Here is a 16,578-nt window from a genome sequence, read left to right as displayed (position 1 = left end):
CTGTTCCGAGCGTAACAGTTGCTCTATCGGGGAAGTTTTGGTTCTTGTTGTTGTGGCTAGGTGGGCTGAGAAGATTCAGAATTTTCGTACAGCAAAACGAGAAATCTGGAGATGAAGATGCCTACATGCACATAGGGGGTGTACTTGTTTAGTCATGTGTTCTTCAGCAAGTTAAAGGGACAGGTGACAGTGGCTGCTTTCTTACCCGAACGTTTTCAAACCACCTGAGCCGGACGCGGAAGTTTCGTAACTCCGCTCCGAGATTGACAAGCCGGATCACCCCAAACACTATCAACCCATGACTTACACACGCCGCATGAACATGATGTGCTCCTCCATGACCGCCTTTGGCGGGCCGTGAGGTCATGCGTTCGTAGGATTTGACGTAATTACCCAAGGCCCCGCCAGAAATGGACGGGGCTTTTTAGTTCTCCGTCCACCGATGGCTAACGGAGAATGAAATGTTCGAGATCAGACGCGCTACGCCAAGCGATTCCCAAACAGCCTTCGACATTCGCCTTCAAGCGATACGGCACCAGTGCATCGGCGCCTATACCGCGGAGCAAATGCTGGCCTGGACGGCAGGATCAGCCGAGGACGGGTACAGCGACCTGATGGAAAAACACTTTTATCTGGGCTGTGTTCAAGGAGAACCGGTGGCGACGGGAATGCTTGATCTGGAGAGCGGCGAAATTGGCGCGATCTTTGTGCTTCCGGGTTTTATGCAGCAAGGCATCGGCATGAAAGTCCTGAACCACCTGGAATGCTTGGCACGGGATCTGGGGCTGAAAGAAGTCAATCTGGACGCTACGTTGAACGCGGCTGATTTTTACCGGCGCTGCGGTTTTGTGGGTGACGAACCTGCTATTTACTATTCGCCCTCTGGGCTTCAGTTAGCTTGTGTTCCTATGGTGAAGGGGCTTTTGTAGAGAACAAAAGGGGGTTCCCATTAGTCGTGACTCAATGCGTCGGCAACTGCAATTGATCCAGAGTACAGCCGTTGGCCTTTGGCGATGACTGCCTGGCCTGAAGGCGTCGGGCCCCGGAATCCAAATCAAAGATGCTGACTTGGCAGGTGCCGAAATCATTAGGGCCGTCGGCGATGCCGACCTTGATCACATAGCGGGCACCTGGGATGAACTCACTGACGAAATCGATCTTGCAGGTGCGGTTGCCGCTGGCCCAGCCCTGCAGCACTAAGTGGATCGGTTTGGCCGCCTCAATGGTGCGGAAGCCTTCGGGTTTCGATGTCTCTCCACTGACCGAGAACAGTTTCCGACCAGGCGTCACCAACGGGTGTCTTTAACTGTACACCCACATTAAGAGCGGCCTCTCAGCGGCCCAATTGGTGAGGCATTGTGGACCGCCATATCGGGTTGACTGTTGCCGGTCGTCACAGGCCGGAGTCGTTACGTTCGACCTGATGTGAGGTCGGGTATGCCGATAAGGCAACTACGCACGATGCGGCGAGGGATCGTGCGGGCCGCCTGAAAGCTGCGCTGGAAAACCGAGGTGTTCATCCAGAGGCACTGAGCTGCTGCCGCATCGGCGGGCCTCCATCTAATCACGTTAGTTGTGCTGGCTGGATGTCTCAATATTCAGGTTTTAAGGTATTCAACGATTTGATCAATGTTGCTGATATGCGGCGCTGTATCAATCATATCGCTGGAGAGACACCACGGATAATTGAGGCTCTGCAGCCAATTCATTACTGACTCCAAGTCCTGTGCTGTGCAGGCTTGCATGTGTTCGATCGTGATGCGTAGATGCGATGCAAGCCCTGATGTTTGCAGGAACCGCCAGTGATATTCTCCGCAGCCTATGCGCAGTTCGCCAGTTTCTTTAACCGACATCCCCACCAACCATTTGCAGGTATGTACGGTGGCCTCTGTCTTTGGTGGCTCGCCGAGGCAGAAAGTATAAACGTTCTCATAACACTGGCCAAAGCGGCGCACTAATATGTCCGCGATGCCTGCCCGGCCGTTGACATGGGGGGGAAATGAAATGACGCCTGTACGCACAACCATCTCAAGGGTTGCGTCGGGAGTGAAGCATTGCCGCAGGAGGTCTGGTCGGTTTCCGTCCTTGGCAAGGATGTATTTCTCAATCGAACGAGCGGTGGTCGGCATCTTGGAGACGTCCTGAAAGTCGATGAAGTTAATGTGGGTAATTGCTTTCCGGGGTCACGCCTTCACGTTCTAAAGTCGATGAACGTGAAAGGCGAAACTTGAAGAAAACTTAACGTGTTCGACAACGAGTTCGAGCGGTGAAACAGAGGTCGGCTGTTTATTTAAAGCGGTCAGCGACCGATGCTCGAAATACTTTACCGAATGGGCGAGATCGATGTGTGCGCAGCTTCAGAAGCTGCAATGCGGCGCCAAAAAACGCCACTGCACCGGCACCGATCGCTAGCGTCCAACTTGGCATTTCCAACAGCAATAGGAAACCTCCTGCGCCAGCACCTAATGCGCTCCCCAGGTAAAGTGCTGACTCGTTCAAGGCGACTGCTAAATTACCATCGCCATTTCGCTCCCGCTCTGAGATCAACTCGTTATTTTGCGGAACCTGTAAGGCCCACCCCACGCATCCCCATATAGCGATAGGAATCATGGCTAACCAAGGCGATATGGCCGCGGCCAGCGGCAGCGCCAATAGTGACGCAGTCAACACCAGCATTATGATAAATATCAGCACGGGTCCTTCAATACGTTCAACCAGCGGGGTAATCAAGAAACTTCCTGCTACCCCACCAAGGCCCCAAACCCAGAGATATGGCGTCACGCTATCGATTCCTCCGTAGGCGGGATCCGTCATGAGCGGGGCGATGAAAGTGTACATCCCCAAGCTGGACACTGCGGCTAGCAGCGAGACCAGCAGGGTGCTTACTACATTCCGGTTCTCTAGCAATAAGAGTTTGCTACGGATTGTCATCTGCGGTCCGGCAGGGAGCGCTGGAAGGTTGACTACCAACCCCAGCCATGAGGCAGCACCAAGCAGAGCAATCAGCCACAGAGCGGCCTGCCACCCTGACAGCTCGGCAAGCAGCAGACTGAAAGGGACACCCAGCACGGTTCCACTGGCCATTCCAGCCATGATGATGGCGATCGCTCGACCGCGCCCGTTAGGTTCAGATACTGCAACACAAGCAGTGATTCCGGTTGCCAGATAAACTCCGGCCCCGAGCCCGGCAATTGCACGACACACTAACAGCGCAGCGAAATCATCAACGACAGCGCTGGCCATATTGGCCAAGACGAAGATCGCCAAGGCGGACAACAACCCGAGCCTCTGTCGTTGTGGGGGTAAGAGGGCCACGAAAATAGGCGATCCGATGCCATAAGCCAAAGAGAACACAGCCACCAATTGAGCAGCCACCGCTACCTGCACATTAAAGGCCTGTTCAATCATAGGCACGAGGCCTGCCATTACATAGGACGCCATGCCCAGCGCGAAGGCGCCGACAGCAATCCAATAGACCGAAGAGGGTGTTGTCCTGAACATAAGAATCTCCCTTTGCGAAATTAGGGCGGCGCAACAATTACGCGTCATCCCCGGCGCGGCAAATTCTTTAGCAAGCTAATCATTGTTACAATATCTACACTTTATGCTGTTACAGGGAGCAACTGTGTAATGGGAAGAACACTCGAACGCACCCGAGACGAGTTGGCGGCATTTTTGCGCAGTCGCCGAGAGCGCATTTCACCCGAGCAAGCAGGATTACCAACGACTGGGCGAAGAAGGACGCCGGGGCTGCGTCGTGAGGAGGTCGCCGCGTTGGCAGGCGTCGGCTTGACTTGGTATACATGGCTTGAGCAAGGCCGCGATATTGGGGTTTCACCGGCTTTCCTCGACAGTCTATGTCGAGTATTGAAACTTGACGCCATGGAACGCAGGCACCTTTACTTGCTGACCTACCAACGTGCTCCAGCAGAACAGGCACAGACTTGGTGCGTCGTTCCAACGATCATCCATCGTTTGATGGCAGACATGCCGCTGCGCCCCGCCTATGTCCTGAGTTTGCGTTGGGACGTTCTCGCATGGAATCCGGCCGGCGATAAAGTATTCAACTTTGCAGACAAGCCTCCAGAGCAGCGCAACCTCCTGTGGATGCTGTTTACTGATGAGAAAATGCGTTCGCTGTTGTGCCCCTGGGAGGAGCAGGCGATACAAATGCTCTCTAGCTTTCGCAGGGATTTTGTTCATGCTTCGGCGCAAAGCGATGTTGCTGAGCTGGTGCGCAGCCTCGAGAAAGTCAGTGCAGAGTTCAAGTATTGGTGGAACAGGCAGGATATTCACGGCCCTTGCCAAGGCCTCAGAAATTTTGAAATTCCGTCATTCGGAAATATCTCGTTTGAGCATGCAACCCTGATAATTGACGCCGACAGGCACTTGCACTTGGTTTATTACGCGCCCAGTTTGGAAGGCGCTGCTCAGAGTAAGTTTGAGGGATGGCTTCAGGGCAGATATAGCTAGTTTGCAAGCCGATCATGCGCTCCTTATCCACTATTGACTATTCGCCCTCCGGGCTTCAGTTGGCTTGTGTTCCTATGGTGAAGGGGCTTTGCAGGTCAGGCAGGGGTTAGTTGCTTAACTGGCGGCAGACCCCCGAGGGGCGGGGGCTCGTGCAAGACGTAATATTCCAGATGGCCACGATTGACAAACTCTTACGACTTGTAGGAATTTAGCCGCCCGCAGGTAAGGCATATCTGCTGACGGCCAAAAAATAGCCGTTTTTCACCACACAAAGGATTGTCTATGCAAGGTTCAAATACCGTTGCCCAACCGGCGGACGGTCAGCTGGTGCATGCGCATCAGAACACCCCCCACATGAACATTGCCCAGCAAATTCTCGAATGTCTGTTTCGGCGTCGCAGTCTTGCCCCGGAACAGGATCATGAGCTTTCGTTGCAGGTGCTGGAACCCCATCTGGCGAAGGTAATGCAGGCGGTCGAGAGCGGTCGCAAAGTCGAAATGGTCTTGCCAGCTTTTCCCGGCAAGTCGCCCAGCCGCAAGAAAACCCTGAGCCATCTCCCTGATCTTGCTGAACACCATGCAATCGACGAGTTACACCGCCTGTGTGAGGAGATCCAGGAGATCTATGCGCCGGGTGCGCTGATTCATATCTGCTCCGATGGTTATGTGTTCTCTGACCTGGTGCATGTTCCCGATTCTGACGTCAAGGCTTACACCGACGCTATCCAGGACTACGCCGATCAGCACTATCCCGGTACGTTCGCCCATTTCGACCTCAGGGATGCCTATCCTCAGCTTGATTGTCTGGACGCCATGCGTGAGGAGATGATGATCGAGCACGGTCAGTCATTGATCCTGTTGCAACAGCGCTTCAAGGATGAACCGCACATGATGTTGATGTACTGCGGTATCCATCGCTTTCTGTCCGAGGATTATTCGGGGCTCAAGGTATTCGCCGGCATGAGCCTGAATGCGGTGAAGAAGGTCGCCAAGCCGGCCTCCCAGCGGGTGATTCAGCGCAGTGAAGCCTGGAGCGCCCTGTTACTGGCGCGCTACCCGCATTGCCTGCGCCTGTCGATTCACCCGCAATTGGCGGTGTCGACGAAGATCGGTATCCGGCTGGTGCCCACCAGTGACCTGTGGCGCACTCCCTGGCATTCGGTAGCCATCAAGCGACGGGGTGTGGTCACCCTCGAAAAACGCAGTAATGTCGATGAGCGCTACCACCGTCTGGTGTTCCGCAAGGGGCGTCCTTGTCACTACGCCAGTGCTCAATGATGGCGTCCCGGTTGCGGGTCGAAGCCGTACTCTTCGATTTGGATGGAACCTTGGTCGACACCTTGCCGGACATCACCTGGTGTCTGAACCAGGTGTTACTCGAACACGGTTGCCCGGCGCTGACCGCGCAAACGGTGCGGGGCTATATCGGCGGCGGGACCACGGCGATGATTGAGCGGGTTGCCGCGCAGTTTGGTATCGCTGATGCGATCGCCCTGCACCAGCGCTACGTGACGCTGTATCAGCACAACCTGGTTCAATTTTCCCGGCCATTCAGCGGTGTACTGGAATTGCTCGAAGGCTGCCGCCAGTTACAGCTGCCGCTGGCTATCGTGACCAACAAGGCCGAGGAAATGGCCTTGCAGGTTTCCAGAACATTGCTGCCGCAGAATGTTTTCGGGCCGATTCTGGGGCATCGCACGGGCCGGTCACTCAAACCTCAGCCGGATGTGGCGTGGGAAGCCGCCCGGCGGTTGTCGGTTGATCCGCAACGCTGTTTGTTCGTCGGTGACACAGAGATCGACCTGAAAACTGCCCGTGCCGCAGGTATGTACTCGGCAGCGGTCACCTGGGGGTACGGCCTGACTCAGACGTTGCAGGCCCTAGCTCCGGACTTCTGCTGTGAGCAACCGGCCGGGTTGTTGCGCATTCTGCAGCAAGTCTGCGGGACAGCGCATGCGCTCACCGAGCATGGCGATACCGTCAAATCCTATTGATACACACAAACCCTCAAGGAAGTTGTTCTATGGAACATAGAGACGCCTGGATCGCTGCCGTCAGCGATTTGCTGGCTGGTTATCTGCTCAAAGGCACGGATGATTGTTTCGAAACACAAGGCCGGGCGCATCTGGCGCGCAGCCTGGGGCAGTACTTTGATCAAAACCTGCCAGTACGTCTGGTACTGCCAGGTTTTCCCTGCAAGTCGCCCAATGCCAGTGACCAGACCTTCGGCGTGCTGCCGGATTATGGTGAGGTGATGGCTATCGAGCGCCTCGACCAGCTCGGCCAAGCCATCGCCGCATTGCACACACCGGGCTGTGTGGTGTCGATCCTCAGCGACGGGACGACGTTCAATGACATCGTTGGTGTGGCCGATGACGTTCGCGCAGCCTACAACCGGGCTTTGCGTGAACTGTGCACCACCCATACGATTCAGTGGGTCAGCATGGAAGACCTGTTCCCGCAGGCCCAAAGTGCCGAGTCGGTCCGCGCCAGCCTGGTCAAGCAGGCCCGTCTACCCTGGAAAAACCTTGGAGAACTGATCGAGCAGAGCCGGCACGATGAATCCCTCAGCCAGGCCCATGACAACCTCTGCAGTCATTTGTACAACGACCTGCGCCTGTGCCGTGAGGACGGGCAGAGCGAGGACGAGTACCTGCAGCAAATCAACTTCAAAGCCTACCAGATGATGTTTCGCGGGCAGGCCTTGAATGCGGCAGTGGATCGTTTCTTCGGCGACGACATTCGATTGTCGGTCCATCAGTACAACAATGCCGGACCCAAATTCACCGTTGGGTTGGCTGAAGGGCTGACCCGTGTCGACAGCCCCTGGCATGCCGTGCCGGTGTGCAACATCGATGGAAGCCAGCGTCTTCGCGCACGGGCCCAGGTCGACCTCGACCACCATGTGCTGGTCACCTGGCAGGGGCGGCCATGGCTCTACCACCAAACAGAAAACCCGCAGGCCCAAGGCTTCGAATACGAACTGCAAAAGCTGCCGCTGTTTGGCCTGGTGGTGCGAGACCCGCTGGGGCTGGGGTTCGAGCGACTGTCCACCAGCCTGCTGGAGGCACTGGTGGAAACCTTTGGTTTCGTCTGCCTCAAGGGCTGTCGCTTCGACGACCAGGACAGTTTTGCTCGCAGCTGCGAACGCTTTGGCACGCTGTACGAGTGGGCCTTCGGTGCCGTGCATGTGGTCAAGCCCGCGGACAAACCCCAAGGCGTTGTGCACTCGCTGGAGAAAACGCCGTTGCACTGGGACCTGAACATGCTGCCCGACAGCGACCCACAGGTTCAGCGCAATCCGAAATTCTGCGCCAGCAAATTCATGCTGTATTGCAAGACCGCGCCGCAGCCGGGCGAGGGTCAGACCACCATCGTCGACAGCCGAAACGTGCTGCGAAAAGTCGGGCAGCACGTCGCCCGACAATGGCAGGCAGTGAACATCACCTACTACACCAAGATGACTTACTTCGGCGGTTCGCCGCGCATGTACAGCCTGGTGGATCATCACCCCCGTAGTGGTGAACTCATCCTGCGTTACCAAGAGGGCACCGACTCGACATTGCAGACCCTGAGCCAGTCTGTGCAGGACCATGATGAGCAGGCCCAGCAGGCGCTGCTTGAACAGGTCAACGCGCTGGTTTATGACCCGGATTGCCTGATCGCCCATCAATGGAGCGAAGGTGATCTGGTGCTGATCGACAACTATCGGACACTGCACGGCCGACTGCCGATGTCGCCGGCTTCCTCCTCGCGGGAGCTGTGGCGGGTACAGGTTTACTAACCGCTATTGTCTGGCAGGCCCTGGAGACAGGGCCTTGCAAGAAATTCCCTTATAGGTAGTCCGTTTGACGTCATTCGGGCTGCCTTCACATTCGTTTAGCTAAACTGGTATTCGTACGAAGCAACGTGTTGAGTAAATAATTTCTCATATAAGTGATATGGAACGCCGAGTATATTTATCTCAATGCAAGGAGGCGAAAGCTCTTTCGAATAATCCAGGATGCTCACGCCAGCGCATGGAATAACCATGCCTGCTTCAGTCTGAACAGAAATATTTAGTGCGGACTGATCGTGATGGTTTGTGCAACACTCATTCTGGATTACAGCATACCCATCGGCAGGTTCGAACTGACCATAAACTACGCCCATGGGTGGATCCCCTTGTTCGAGTGTCGAGTGCCCTACCAAAACATCTCCGCTATAAATTGAGAATCTCTCCACAGTGATTTCTACCTTTTATACAAAAACAGGAAGGGGTGGATTTATTTACTGCCTTGGCGGGTTCCGCTCCCAGGCACAAATCTTGGCCCAAAAATAAATCTGTGGCCCCTTTGTTCTCTATAGACAGACATTGAACTCACAGAGCTGCGTTTGGTGTTGTGCCACGCCTGTAAACGATCAGGCTGTTCGATGTAGCGATAATTAAGGTTTGGCCAGTATAGGAGAACCCGAAAGCTCTCAGCCCGATCTCGATCGCCAGTTTGTGAAAGGCACAGGCCTGTTTATACCGGGCGCCATACAGCCACGAACCCGGCTCGACCAGGAGTAAATGATGGCACGGCCAATTCAAGGGAACGTTCTCGATCACCCAACCGTCGAAAGCACCCACAGGCAGGCTGCCTCCATTGATACCGGCCATGGGGATAGTCTTGCCTGTCAGTGGACCGATACCTTCAGCCTCCAGGTACTGATTACTTTCGACATCCTCCGTATAGTCTCTTGCGATCTTCTGACCTGTCAGGCAATCGATAACGCTACGTCCTGAGCTGGAGGTCACCAGCAACAGTTCGGAGTCGCGGTCGAAACCAACTTCCAGAAGGCTTCCCACGGCAAACTGAGCGGCGATCTCCCAAGGGGACGGTGGTGGGGAGATGGGAAGCTGGCCGATAGTCTGACGCAGTGGATCGAGGTATGAAGTATTCATATCGGTCGAACGAGCCTGAAAATTTCGCTGTACGTTAGCACAGGTGATGCGAGCGTCCACTTTCGCCCTAGGCTGGGTGAAAACGCATGCGCCGTTTTGAAGTCTGCGTTGCTACGTAAAATCTGCCAGCGTTTGGTTAATCTGCGGGCCGGAAATCTGCTTGGGAAAAAGGTGACAGATCTATTTGAGTAAATGGATCTGTCACCTTTGTATAGGGTTAGGCTGCACTGTTAATTGCAGCTTCTAAATGTTTAATCGTATCGTACTCTCCGAGTGCCGATAGAGCCTGATTAACTATAACCCAGCTATCACCTAGCTTCCCTGTTATGTGGTACTGGTAAAGATTGTAAATTGAATAATATGCCATTTCCATGTCGGCGCTAAATTTTAGATCTTCGTCTTGTAGGGCCGCAGCAGGTTCTAAGTATCGCTCATTAATATTTAATTCGTCTTTGCCGTGGATGACTGCTTCTATTGCATCGTAGGGTAAAGAAAAGTCAATTTTTTGCACTGTTCCTGCAATGGTTTCACGGTATTCAGTGATTCCGTTGTTGCTGGTGTAGTTAAGCCAAAGCTTATAAGCCTTTTTGCAAAGATCAATCTGGACCTTTTTTTGTTTCTCTGGATTTAACTCAGAATATTTTTTCGCTACTGGATGCATACAAAGCCTAATGTTTGGTTTAGGGGAGGGGCGCGGAGTAGGGAAAAGGTGACAGATCTATTTGAGTAAATAGATCTGTCACCTTTTTGTTTTCTAGAAACTACAAAACTTGCAACAGGCTGTCCGTGATTATTCCCGAAAAAATCGTCTCGACCGGTCCGGTCAGAAAGACAGGTCCCACGCCATCCCATTGAACCGTTACAGTCCCGCCATCACATTCAACCTCAACGGAATTGTCTAACACACCACGACGAATTCCGTTAACAGCGGCGCCACAAGAGCAGGAACCTGAACCAAGCGGAATACCTCCCCTGCGCTCCCAAATGCGCAATCGAATGTGCTTTCGGTTAATGATCTGGACGAAATGTACGTTCGTTCTGAGGGGAAATAGGGGGTTGGTTTCAATTGTCGGTCCAATTGTTGCGATATCAACAGCCGTTAGATCATCCACAAAATAGGTGCAGTGCGGATTTCCCATGCTGCAAGCTGCTGGGTCACCAGCAAGTGGCAAAACAGCAGAGTCCATTTCCAGAGCCAGAGGAATGTCCGACCAGCCGAAAAGCGGCTCTCCCATGTCGACCGAAATGGCGCCAGTTGAGGTTCGTTCGCAAGTCAGGAGACCACGGTTGGTTTGGAGCGCTACAGAAGTAATATTGGATTCGCGCATCAGCATATCCGCAGCACCCCGCGTTGCGCTGCCACAAACGTCCAGCGTGGAGCCATCTGCATTCCAAAACATCAAGCGCGCATCTGCATCATCGCAATCGAGCACCACTGCGAGTTGATTGAATCCGACTCCTTGGTTCCGATCCCCCATCCGCCGAGCCATGTTACTTGTCATTGGATTGGACGCGTTTCGCGAGTCCACGATAACGAAGTCATCGCCGTTGGCGTGCATTTTATGAAAGCTCAGCGGCATTGATCGACTCTGGCGACGAGGCATATGGTGAGTTGACGTTTAAAGGCGATCTAGCCTTGTTCGTATGATTTTTTCAAGCGGTGTGAAAGTTCTAGAGACAGATGTGTTTCATAGATGCATACCTTAGACGACGGCATCAAAGGGTGAGTTGCCCGGACGGTTACGCAGACGCGCTTGAGTGGTCTCTTTTGGTCGGTAGCAGCTGGCGCTATTGACCTTCAGCTTTTAGCCGTCTAGCAAAGCTTTAGCACCAGCTCTTCCTCTTACACTGAGTACGCTGCCGCCAGCGCGTGTTCTCGCATACGTCGGTATCCCCAAATGGCTACGAGGAGCACCGCTGCCCCTGCCGCTAACGCTACGTTGAATCCATAGCGTGCACCTTCCATATCCACCAACTGGCCGGACGCTGCAGCCCCCAGAGCTACTCCAACATTCAAGCCGGCCAGCAACCAGGTCATCCCTTCAGTCAATTGTCTTTCCGGCACGATTCTCTCTACCAGTGACATCGCCACAATCATTGTTGGCGCAAAGAACAGGCCTGCTACCAGGACCGCGCCGGCGAGCCCGGCAATGTTGCCAGCCATTAACAAGGGTAGTGTCGTCGCTGCGGTGGCCAGACCACCCATCAGCAAGAGTTTGTGTAACGGCGTTTTCAGTTTGAGCGCACCAAACAGCAGGCCGGCTGCGCACGAACCGATGGCGTAACACGACAGCACGATACTGGCCGCCGCAGGACTGCCCATTTGTTCGGCGAACGCGACGCTCACGATATCGACCGTCCCGACGATGACGCCCATCGCGACCATCAACAATGTTAACAACCGGACATCCGACAGGCGAAAGACCGAGGCTGTGCGTGTGCTTATTTCTTCAGCGGATTCCACGGGGGGGGCGGTAGCGACTTGCGCAGCCAAAGCAAGTGCGCCGATCACCAGCAGTGCTACCGCCGCTAACGGCCCAGCCTGTGGGAAGACGGCCACGCTCAAGCCAACGGAAATGGGAGGGCCTGCGATGAAGGTAACTTCGTCTAGCACTGTTTCCAGTGAATAAGCCGTTTGCAGGTGCGGCTCGCCCCTGTAGATAGCCGTCCAGCGGGCGCGGACCATCGCTGACATGCTCGGCATGAAACCCGCCAGCGCGGCTGCCACGAACAGAGTCCAGTCGGGTGTATGCCAGTAGGTGCAAGCTAGTAGCAGAAGAATGCCCAGAGCGCTGATGCCGGTAGACACCGGCAGTACCCGGCGCTGACCGTATCGATCCACCAAGCGCGAAACTTGCGGCGACATCAATGCGTACGTCAGGACAAAGGTAGCTGAGACCGCGCCGGCCAGCGCGTAGCTGCCCCGCAGCTGTGACAGCATTGTAATGATGCCGATACCCGTCATAGGTAGCGGTAAACGGGCGAGGAGGCCGGCCAAGGAAAAACCCTTGGTGCCGGGGGCTTGGAACAGTACTCGGTACGGATTGGCCATGCTCGATTCTCCTTATCGAATTAGCGCAGCTTGCTTGGGCGTCGCTGAACTGAAAAAATACATTCATCGCGTATGATTAAAATCCTATAATCATACGAGGTGAATGTAAACGGCTTATCAACCCAGGAGAAATCATGGCTCGACGTACTCGCGCTGACATGGAAGAAACCCGCGCCACACTGCTCAAGACTGCACGCCAGATTTTCAGCGAACGCGGCTATGCAGAGACGTCCATGGATGATTTGACAGCACTGGCTAACCTGACCAGGGGCGCGCTTTATCATCATTTTGGAGACAAGAAAGGCTTGCTCACCGCTGTGGTCGCACAGATTGATGCTGAGATGGATGCGCGGTTACAAGCGATTTCGGACAGCACCGAAAACGCGTGGGAGGCCTTCAGAAACCGCTGCCGTGCTTACCTGGAAATGGCGCAGGAGCCTGAAATCCAACGCATCGTGTTGCGTGATGCCCGGGCTGTACTGGGTAGCTCTCCGCCGGAGGCGCACCGTCATTGTGTTGCCTCTCTACAGAAAATGCTTGAGCAACTGATGCTCCAGGAGGGGGTTGTGCAGTCCGATCCCGAAGCACTGGCGATGCTGATCTATGGAAGCTTGTGCGAAGCAGCCTTTTGGATCGCAGAAGCAGAGCCTGGTTCGAACAGGCTGTCGCAAGCGCTCGGGGCACTGGAGCTTCTGCTCAAGGGCGTCCGTAGCTGAAATCAGGAACATAGGGGGCGGAGTCCAGTGTCGGCAATATCTGCTTACGGGGGAGGGCAAGCATCGTTATTAGTGTGTTGTCGTGCAGTGTCTAGCCCCTTAAATAACTTCAGGGCAGGCCCTGAGTGCAGTGGCCTCCAAAAAAACTCCGATACCTCGACCCGTCACTGCGCAATAAAGTCGCGAACCGCCTGAATAGTCTGCGTCGGCGCCTCTTCCATCAGCCAATGTCCTGCCCCCGGCACCACCACTTCCGTGACCTTGTCCGCCGCGTTGCGCATCACGATCGCCTCATTACTTCCAAAAGATTTTTCACCCCCAATGGCCAGCACCGGCATGGTCAGTCGCGTCGCCATCGACGCTTTGTTGTCCACCTCATCCTGACGAATGCTGCGGAACTGGGCGAAGGCTGCGTGCATGGCGCCGGGGCGGGCGTAGAGCTTGGCGTAATGCTGACGGGTTGCTTCATCCACCTTGGTGGGATTGCCCGCGAACTCGTTCCAGAACCGGTCCAGGTAGATGCGCTCACGGCCGGCCACCAGGCGTTCAGCATCCGGCCCGCCGAAGTCGAAGTGCCAAAGCATCGGTGAGCGGACAATCTCGTTCCAGGGCGGAATGCCCGGCACGGGCGCATCCATCACCACCAGGCGATCGGTACGCTGCGGATAACGCGCGGCGTAGGCGTAGGCGACCATGGTGCCGATGTCGTGGCCGATGACCACCGAGTGTTCGATACCCAGCGCGGCCAACACCGCACGGATGTCGCCCGCCTGGGTCTTCTTGTCGTAGCCGCTGTCCGGGATCGACGACAAGCCCATGCCGCGAAGGTCCGGCACCACGACCGTGTGATCCCGGGCCAGATCGGCAGCCAGTGGCGCCCACATATCGCCGGTATCGCCAAAGCCATGCAGCAGCACCACGGCCGGCCCCTTGCCGCCGACACGCACATGCAGTGTGACGCCTTCTACAGGGATTTTCTGAGTACGAAAGGAGGCAGGAAATGGCGTCACCTGAGCATGTGCCGGGAGGCTTAGAGCAAGCAGCATGAAAGTGGTCAACAGGGCGCGGATCATGGTGGTGTCTCCAGACGTAGGCGTGGAGGGGGCCCTGAGTCAATGTGCGTGTCGCTTGGGCGGAAGAGTTGACCGCATAACGTGATGCACAGAATCGACATGTGCCATTCAGTAGCAAGCCGATACGATCAGAATGGCGAGTCTTCTGGGGCACGATAAGGTCCCGATCGGATGAGCTTAGACCGTTTGGCTGTGATTGATGGTCGTCGTCCTGACCCGGCGTAGCGGGGGCACCAATTTGACGCTCTCCCTGATTGAACAGAATCGCGTCAGTCCTTTCGTTAGTTCCCGCAAGAAATTGCTTAAAGGCATTCCTATGTCTCTAGTGGACTTTTTTACCTTTGATCAACCGACTTGCGAGCACCAATACGTGTTTCTGCCAATGAACAGCTGGATCTCGGCCGTCATGGGCTGCGGTTGTTGCTGATTGGGGATTCTGTGCCGAGTCGGAAGATGCGGCTTTTGCGCGAGCGATACTCGCCGGGGCAAGCTCTGGCGAAGAGCCGATTGTGCATGCGGAAGGGGAGGCGTGTGGACTGGTTACGCGTGGGAAGGTTGAGCTGACCGTGGATGGGCAGATCGGTGTGCTGAATGCTGGCGACGAGTATTACTTTCCGACGACGTTGTCGCATCGGTTGCGGAATATTGGGGCGGATGAGGCTGAGATTATTAGTGCGAATACTCCGGCTATCTTCTGATGGTTAAAGCAGCCTAGGGGCTGCTTTTCAACCTATGTAAATATAGCTAGATTGCCGTAAACGACCAGCCGTGGTTCGGGATTGAGGGTTACAACGAGTCGATCGGAGAGCGATACTCATATGAAAGGGACTTTAGCAAATTCGCGTCGAACGATAGGCGGTAGTCGCAGTCGGCTAAGCCGCTTATGCTAACTATCTGTTCAGTGTGTACAACACCAGTTTCGCTATCTCGCCAAGTTCCCGTAAGATCTTTGCCGTCTGGCAACTCTTCGGTACGTAACCAGATATCACCCACGATGCTTTTTTGAGATAGAGTTTTGTGGCTTTTTGTTTGTATCAATGCATTAGGTGTGGGCGTGAGTATCAACGTAGAGAGAGGATTGCCTTCGTCGCTAACTTGGAAAAAGTCGATTGCTTTTACTAGCCACTCGATAGTCATGGGTCTGCTGGCTATGGTCGCCTTGATCAGAGTGTTACTCTTTAGAAGTGTAGCTGGTTTTCTCAATAGGGTAATCGCTCCGTCGAGTTCAATGGCGATATGTTTAGGGCCGAATCTGTCGTCGCTAATAACGATGCGGGCGCCTTGATCTATTATTTTGCTGTAGAGCTCGGCCATTTTTCCTGGTTGAGCATTAACGGTCGTAGTTATTATCTCTCCGAGTCGGGAGGCTAATTCTATTGTTCTTGATTCCCAGTATTCAGGTTTTTTCTCTATTAATTCATCGGCGTAACTTAATATCGGATCATATTGGCGTGATTGTTCCGCAAGAAAAAATATTAGCTCCTCCCTCATTCGTGGTTCCACGTTTTCTAGTTTCTGAGATGCAAATATCAAGGCGGCTTTCGGATCAAATCGTTTGATATTTTCGAATGCGATTATGCGTGTATATACATTGTAATCAACATTGTTCAGAATTTCCGCCGAGTAAGGAAGTAGAGCCTCGTCGCCTTTCAAGCGCTCCAATATAAGTCCTCTTTTATGTGGGGAAATTCCATTGGTTTTCATCAGTAAAGCTATCTGCTTTCCTATGAGGTCATCAGGAGTAGATCCGCGAAAAGGGCCGCGATTTTTTATGATAATAGTTAGCGCGTCTGAAAAGTTAGCATAGGTAGTATCTGGAGTTTGGAGAACTTCCAGTAAACGCTTTTCTTCGGGGCCATTGACTGGGAATAACGATTCGTTTGCTCTGGAGTAGTCTCTCGTCAGTCGAATCATATAAGCATTGAGTATTGCTTCGGTGCGCAGTTCATCTAAGGCCTTTCTGCCTCCGCTCTCTTCATCATCAAAGCGCATCCAGTGAGTAACTTTGTCTTTGAAGGAGGTCGTCAAGCTTTCGGTTAGGCTCTTATATCCAAGCCAGGCGCTAATACCAAAGATGGCCGAAAATACTAAAGCGGCTATACCTATCCAATTCTTTATCTGTTGTATGATAGCTAGTGTTTTATTTATGGATTTTTCTGTTATCTTGTCTTCTGCGTTTTCTATTTTGCCTTGTACGTCGTTCAGTAGTATGGTGCTAGTTGTCTTTAGTGCTTCAAGTTCCAGGCGGAGGGTGTGGTTTTCCTTCAGTAGTTCTGCGCGAATTTTTGAAGTTTCTGCCTCAAGGTAGAGTGATATTAGGTCGTGTTCTTTTTGCAC

At 54.0% G+C, this 16,578-nt stretch carries 15 protein-coding genes and 1 pseudogene; 7 read left to right on the top strand and 9 right to left on the bottom strand.

Features of this window, described 5'->3' with window-relative positions; genetic code table 11:
* The first annotated feature begins 461 nt into the window (after window positions 1-461).
* Window positions 462-929 carry a GNAT family N-acetyltransferase gene (locus AABM55_RS18960; protein WP_347927317.1) on the top strand — a complete coding sequence of 156 codons (468 nt, stop codon included), beginning with the start codon at window positions 462-464 and terminating at the stop codon, window positions 927-929.
* A gap of 31 nt (window positions 930-960) precedes the next feature.
* Here the strand turns inward: AABM55_RS18960 and AABM55_RS18955 are convergent, their stop codons facing one another.
* From AABM55_RS18955 to AABM55_RS18945, 3 genes are all read right to left on the bottom strand, one after another.
* Entirely contained in the window at window positions 961-1,293 is a 333-nt protein-coding gene (locus AABM55_RS18955; RefSeq protein ID WP_347927316.1) for a hypothetical protein, read from the bottom strand.
* A 305-nt stretch (window positions 1,294-1,598) separates the two neighbouring features.
* Window positions 1,599-2,129 carry a nuclear transport factor 2 family protein gene (locus tag AABM55_RS18950; protein WP_347927315.1) on the bottom strand — a complete coding sequence of 177 codons (531 nt, stop codon included), beginning with the start codon at window positions 2,127-2,129 and terminating at the stop codon, window positions 1,599-1,601.
* Between the two features lie 157 nt (window positions 2,130-2,286).
* Window positions 2,287-3,501 (bottom strand): MFS transporter, encoded by a 1,215-nt coding sequence (locus AABM55_RS18945; protein ID WP_054598113.1) that lies wholly within the window; start codon window positions 3,499-3,501, stop codon window positions 2,287-2,289.
* Window positions 3,502-3,630: 129 nt separating this feature from the next.
* Between AABM55_RS18945 and AABM55_RS18940 the strand changes: the two genes are divergently transcribed.
* From AABM55_RS18940 to AABM55_RS18925, 4 genes are all read left to right on the top strand, one after another.
* Window positions 3,631-4,473 (top strand): helix-turn-helix transcriptional regulator, encoded by an 843-nt coding sequence (locus AABM55_RS18940; RefSeq protein ID WP_347927314.1) that lies wholly within the window; start codon window positions 3,631-3,633, stop codon window positions 4,471-4,473.
* Between the two features lie 282 nt (window positions 4,474-4,755).
* On the top strand, window positions 4,756-5,751 hold the full coding sequence (locus AABM55_RS18935; protein ID WP_347927313.1) for an isocyanide synthase family protein: 996 nt from the start codon (window positions 4,756-4,758) through the stop codon (window positions 5,749-5,751).
* Entirely contained in the window at window positions 5,748-6,467 is a 720-nt protein-coding gene (locus AABM55_RS18930) for an HAD-IA family hydrolase (protein WP_347927312.1), read from the top strand. The genes AABM55_RS18935 and AABM55_RS18930 overlap by 4 nt, the downstream gene beginning before the upstream one ends.
* A 29-nt stretch (window positions 6,468-6,496) precedes the next feature.
* Window positions 6,497-8,257: an L-tyrosine/L-tryptophan isonitrile synthase family protein gene (locus AABM55_RS18925; RefSeq protein ID WP_347927311.1), complete on the top strand. Its 1,761-nt coding sequence runs from the start codon at window positions 6,497-6,499 to the stop codon at window positions 8,255-8,257.
* Between the two features lie 576 nt (window positions 8,258-8,833).
* On the opposite strand, the gene AABM55_RS18920 is transcribed toward AABM55_RS18925, so the two are convergent.
* From AABM55_RS18920 to AABM55_RS18905, 4 genes are all read right to left on the bottom strand, one after another.
* The gene (locus AABM55_RS18920; protein ID WP_347927310.1) at window positions 8,834-9,400 is read right to left on the bottom strand and encodes a hypothetical protein; all 567 of its coding nucleotides are present in this window, start codon (window positions 9,398-9,400) and stop codon (window positions 8,834-8,836) included.
* A 217-nt stretch (window positions 9,401-9,617) separates the two neighbouring features.
* On the bottom strand, window positions 9,618-10,061 hold the full coding sequence (locus AABM55_RS18915) for a hypothetical protein (protein WP_103316059.1): 444 nt from the start codon (window positions 10,059-10,061) through the stop codon (window positions 9,618-9,620).
* 100 nt (window positions 10,062-10,161) lie between these two features.
* Window positions 10,162-10,980 carry a diaminopimelate epimerase gene (gene dapF / locus AABM55_RS18910; protein WP_347927309.1) on the bottom strand — a complete coding sequence of 273 codons (819 nt, stop codon included), beginning with the start codon at window positions 10,978-10,980 and terminating at the stop codon, window positions 10,162-10,164.
* Between the two features lie 263 nt (window positions 10,981-11,243).
* On the bottom strand, window positions 11,244-12,452 hold the full coding sequence (locus AABM55_RS18905; RefSeq protein ID WP_347927308.1) for an MFS transporter: 1,209 nt from the start codon (window positions 12,450-12,452) through the stop codon (window positions 11,244-11,246).
* Window positions 12,453-12,586: 134 nt separating this feature from the next.
* Here AABM55_RS18905 and AABM55_RS18900 point away from each other — a divergent pair, with 134 nt between their 5' ends.
* Window positions 12,587-13,168 carry a TetR/AcrR family transcriptional regulator gene (locus tag AABM55_RS18900; RefSeq protein WP_103316056.1) on the top strand — a complete coding sequence of 194 codons (582 nt, stop codon included), beginning with the start codon at window positions 12,587-12,589 and terminating at the stop codon, window positions 13,166-13,168.
* 164 nt (window positions 13,169-13,332) lie between these two features.
* On the opposite strand, the gene AABM55_RS18895 is transcribed toward AABM55_RS18900, so the two are convergent.
* Window positions 13,333-14,241 (bottom strand): alpha/beta hydrolase, encoded by a 909-nt coding sequence (locus AABM55_RS18895; protein ID WP_347927307.1) that lies wholly within the window; start codon window positions 14,239-14,241, stop codon window positions 13,333-13,335.
* 199 nt (window positions 14,242-14,440) lie between these two features.
* On the opposite strand from AABM55_RS18895, the pseudogene AABM55_RS18890 reads away from it, so the two are divergent.
* A pseudogene (locus AABM55_RS18890) lies at window positions 14,441-14,939 on the top strand (cupin domain-containing protein).
* Between the two features lie 88 nt (window positions 14,940-15,027).
* On the opposite strand, the gene AABM55_RS18885 reads toward AABM55_RS18890, so the two are convergent.
* Window positions 15,028-16,578 (bottom strand): hypothetical protein, encoded by a 1,551-nt coding sequence (locus tag AABM55_RS18885; protein ID WP_347927306.1) that lies wholly within the window; start codon window positions 16,576-16,578, stop codon window positions 15,028-15,030.

The organism is Pseudomonas helvetica (assembly GCF_039908645.1).
Classification (GTDB): Bacteria; Pseudomonadota; Gammaproteobacteria; order Pseudomonadales; family Pseudomonadaceae; genus Aquipseudomonas; species Aquipseudomonas helvetica.
The sequence above is the reverse complement of the archived record's forward strand: the minus strand, read 5'-3'. Positions and strand labels throughout refer to the sequence as shown.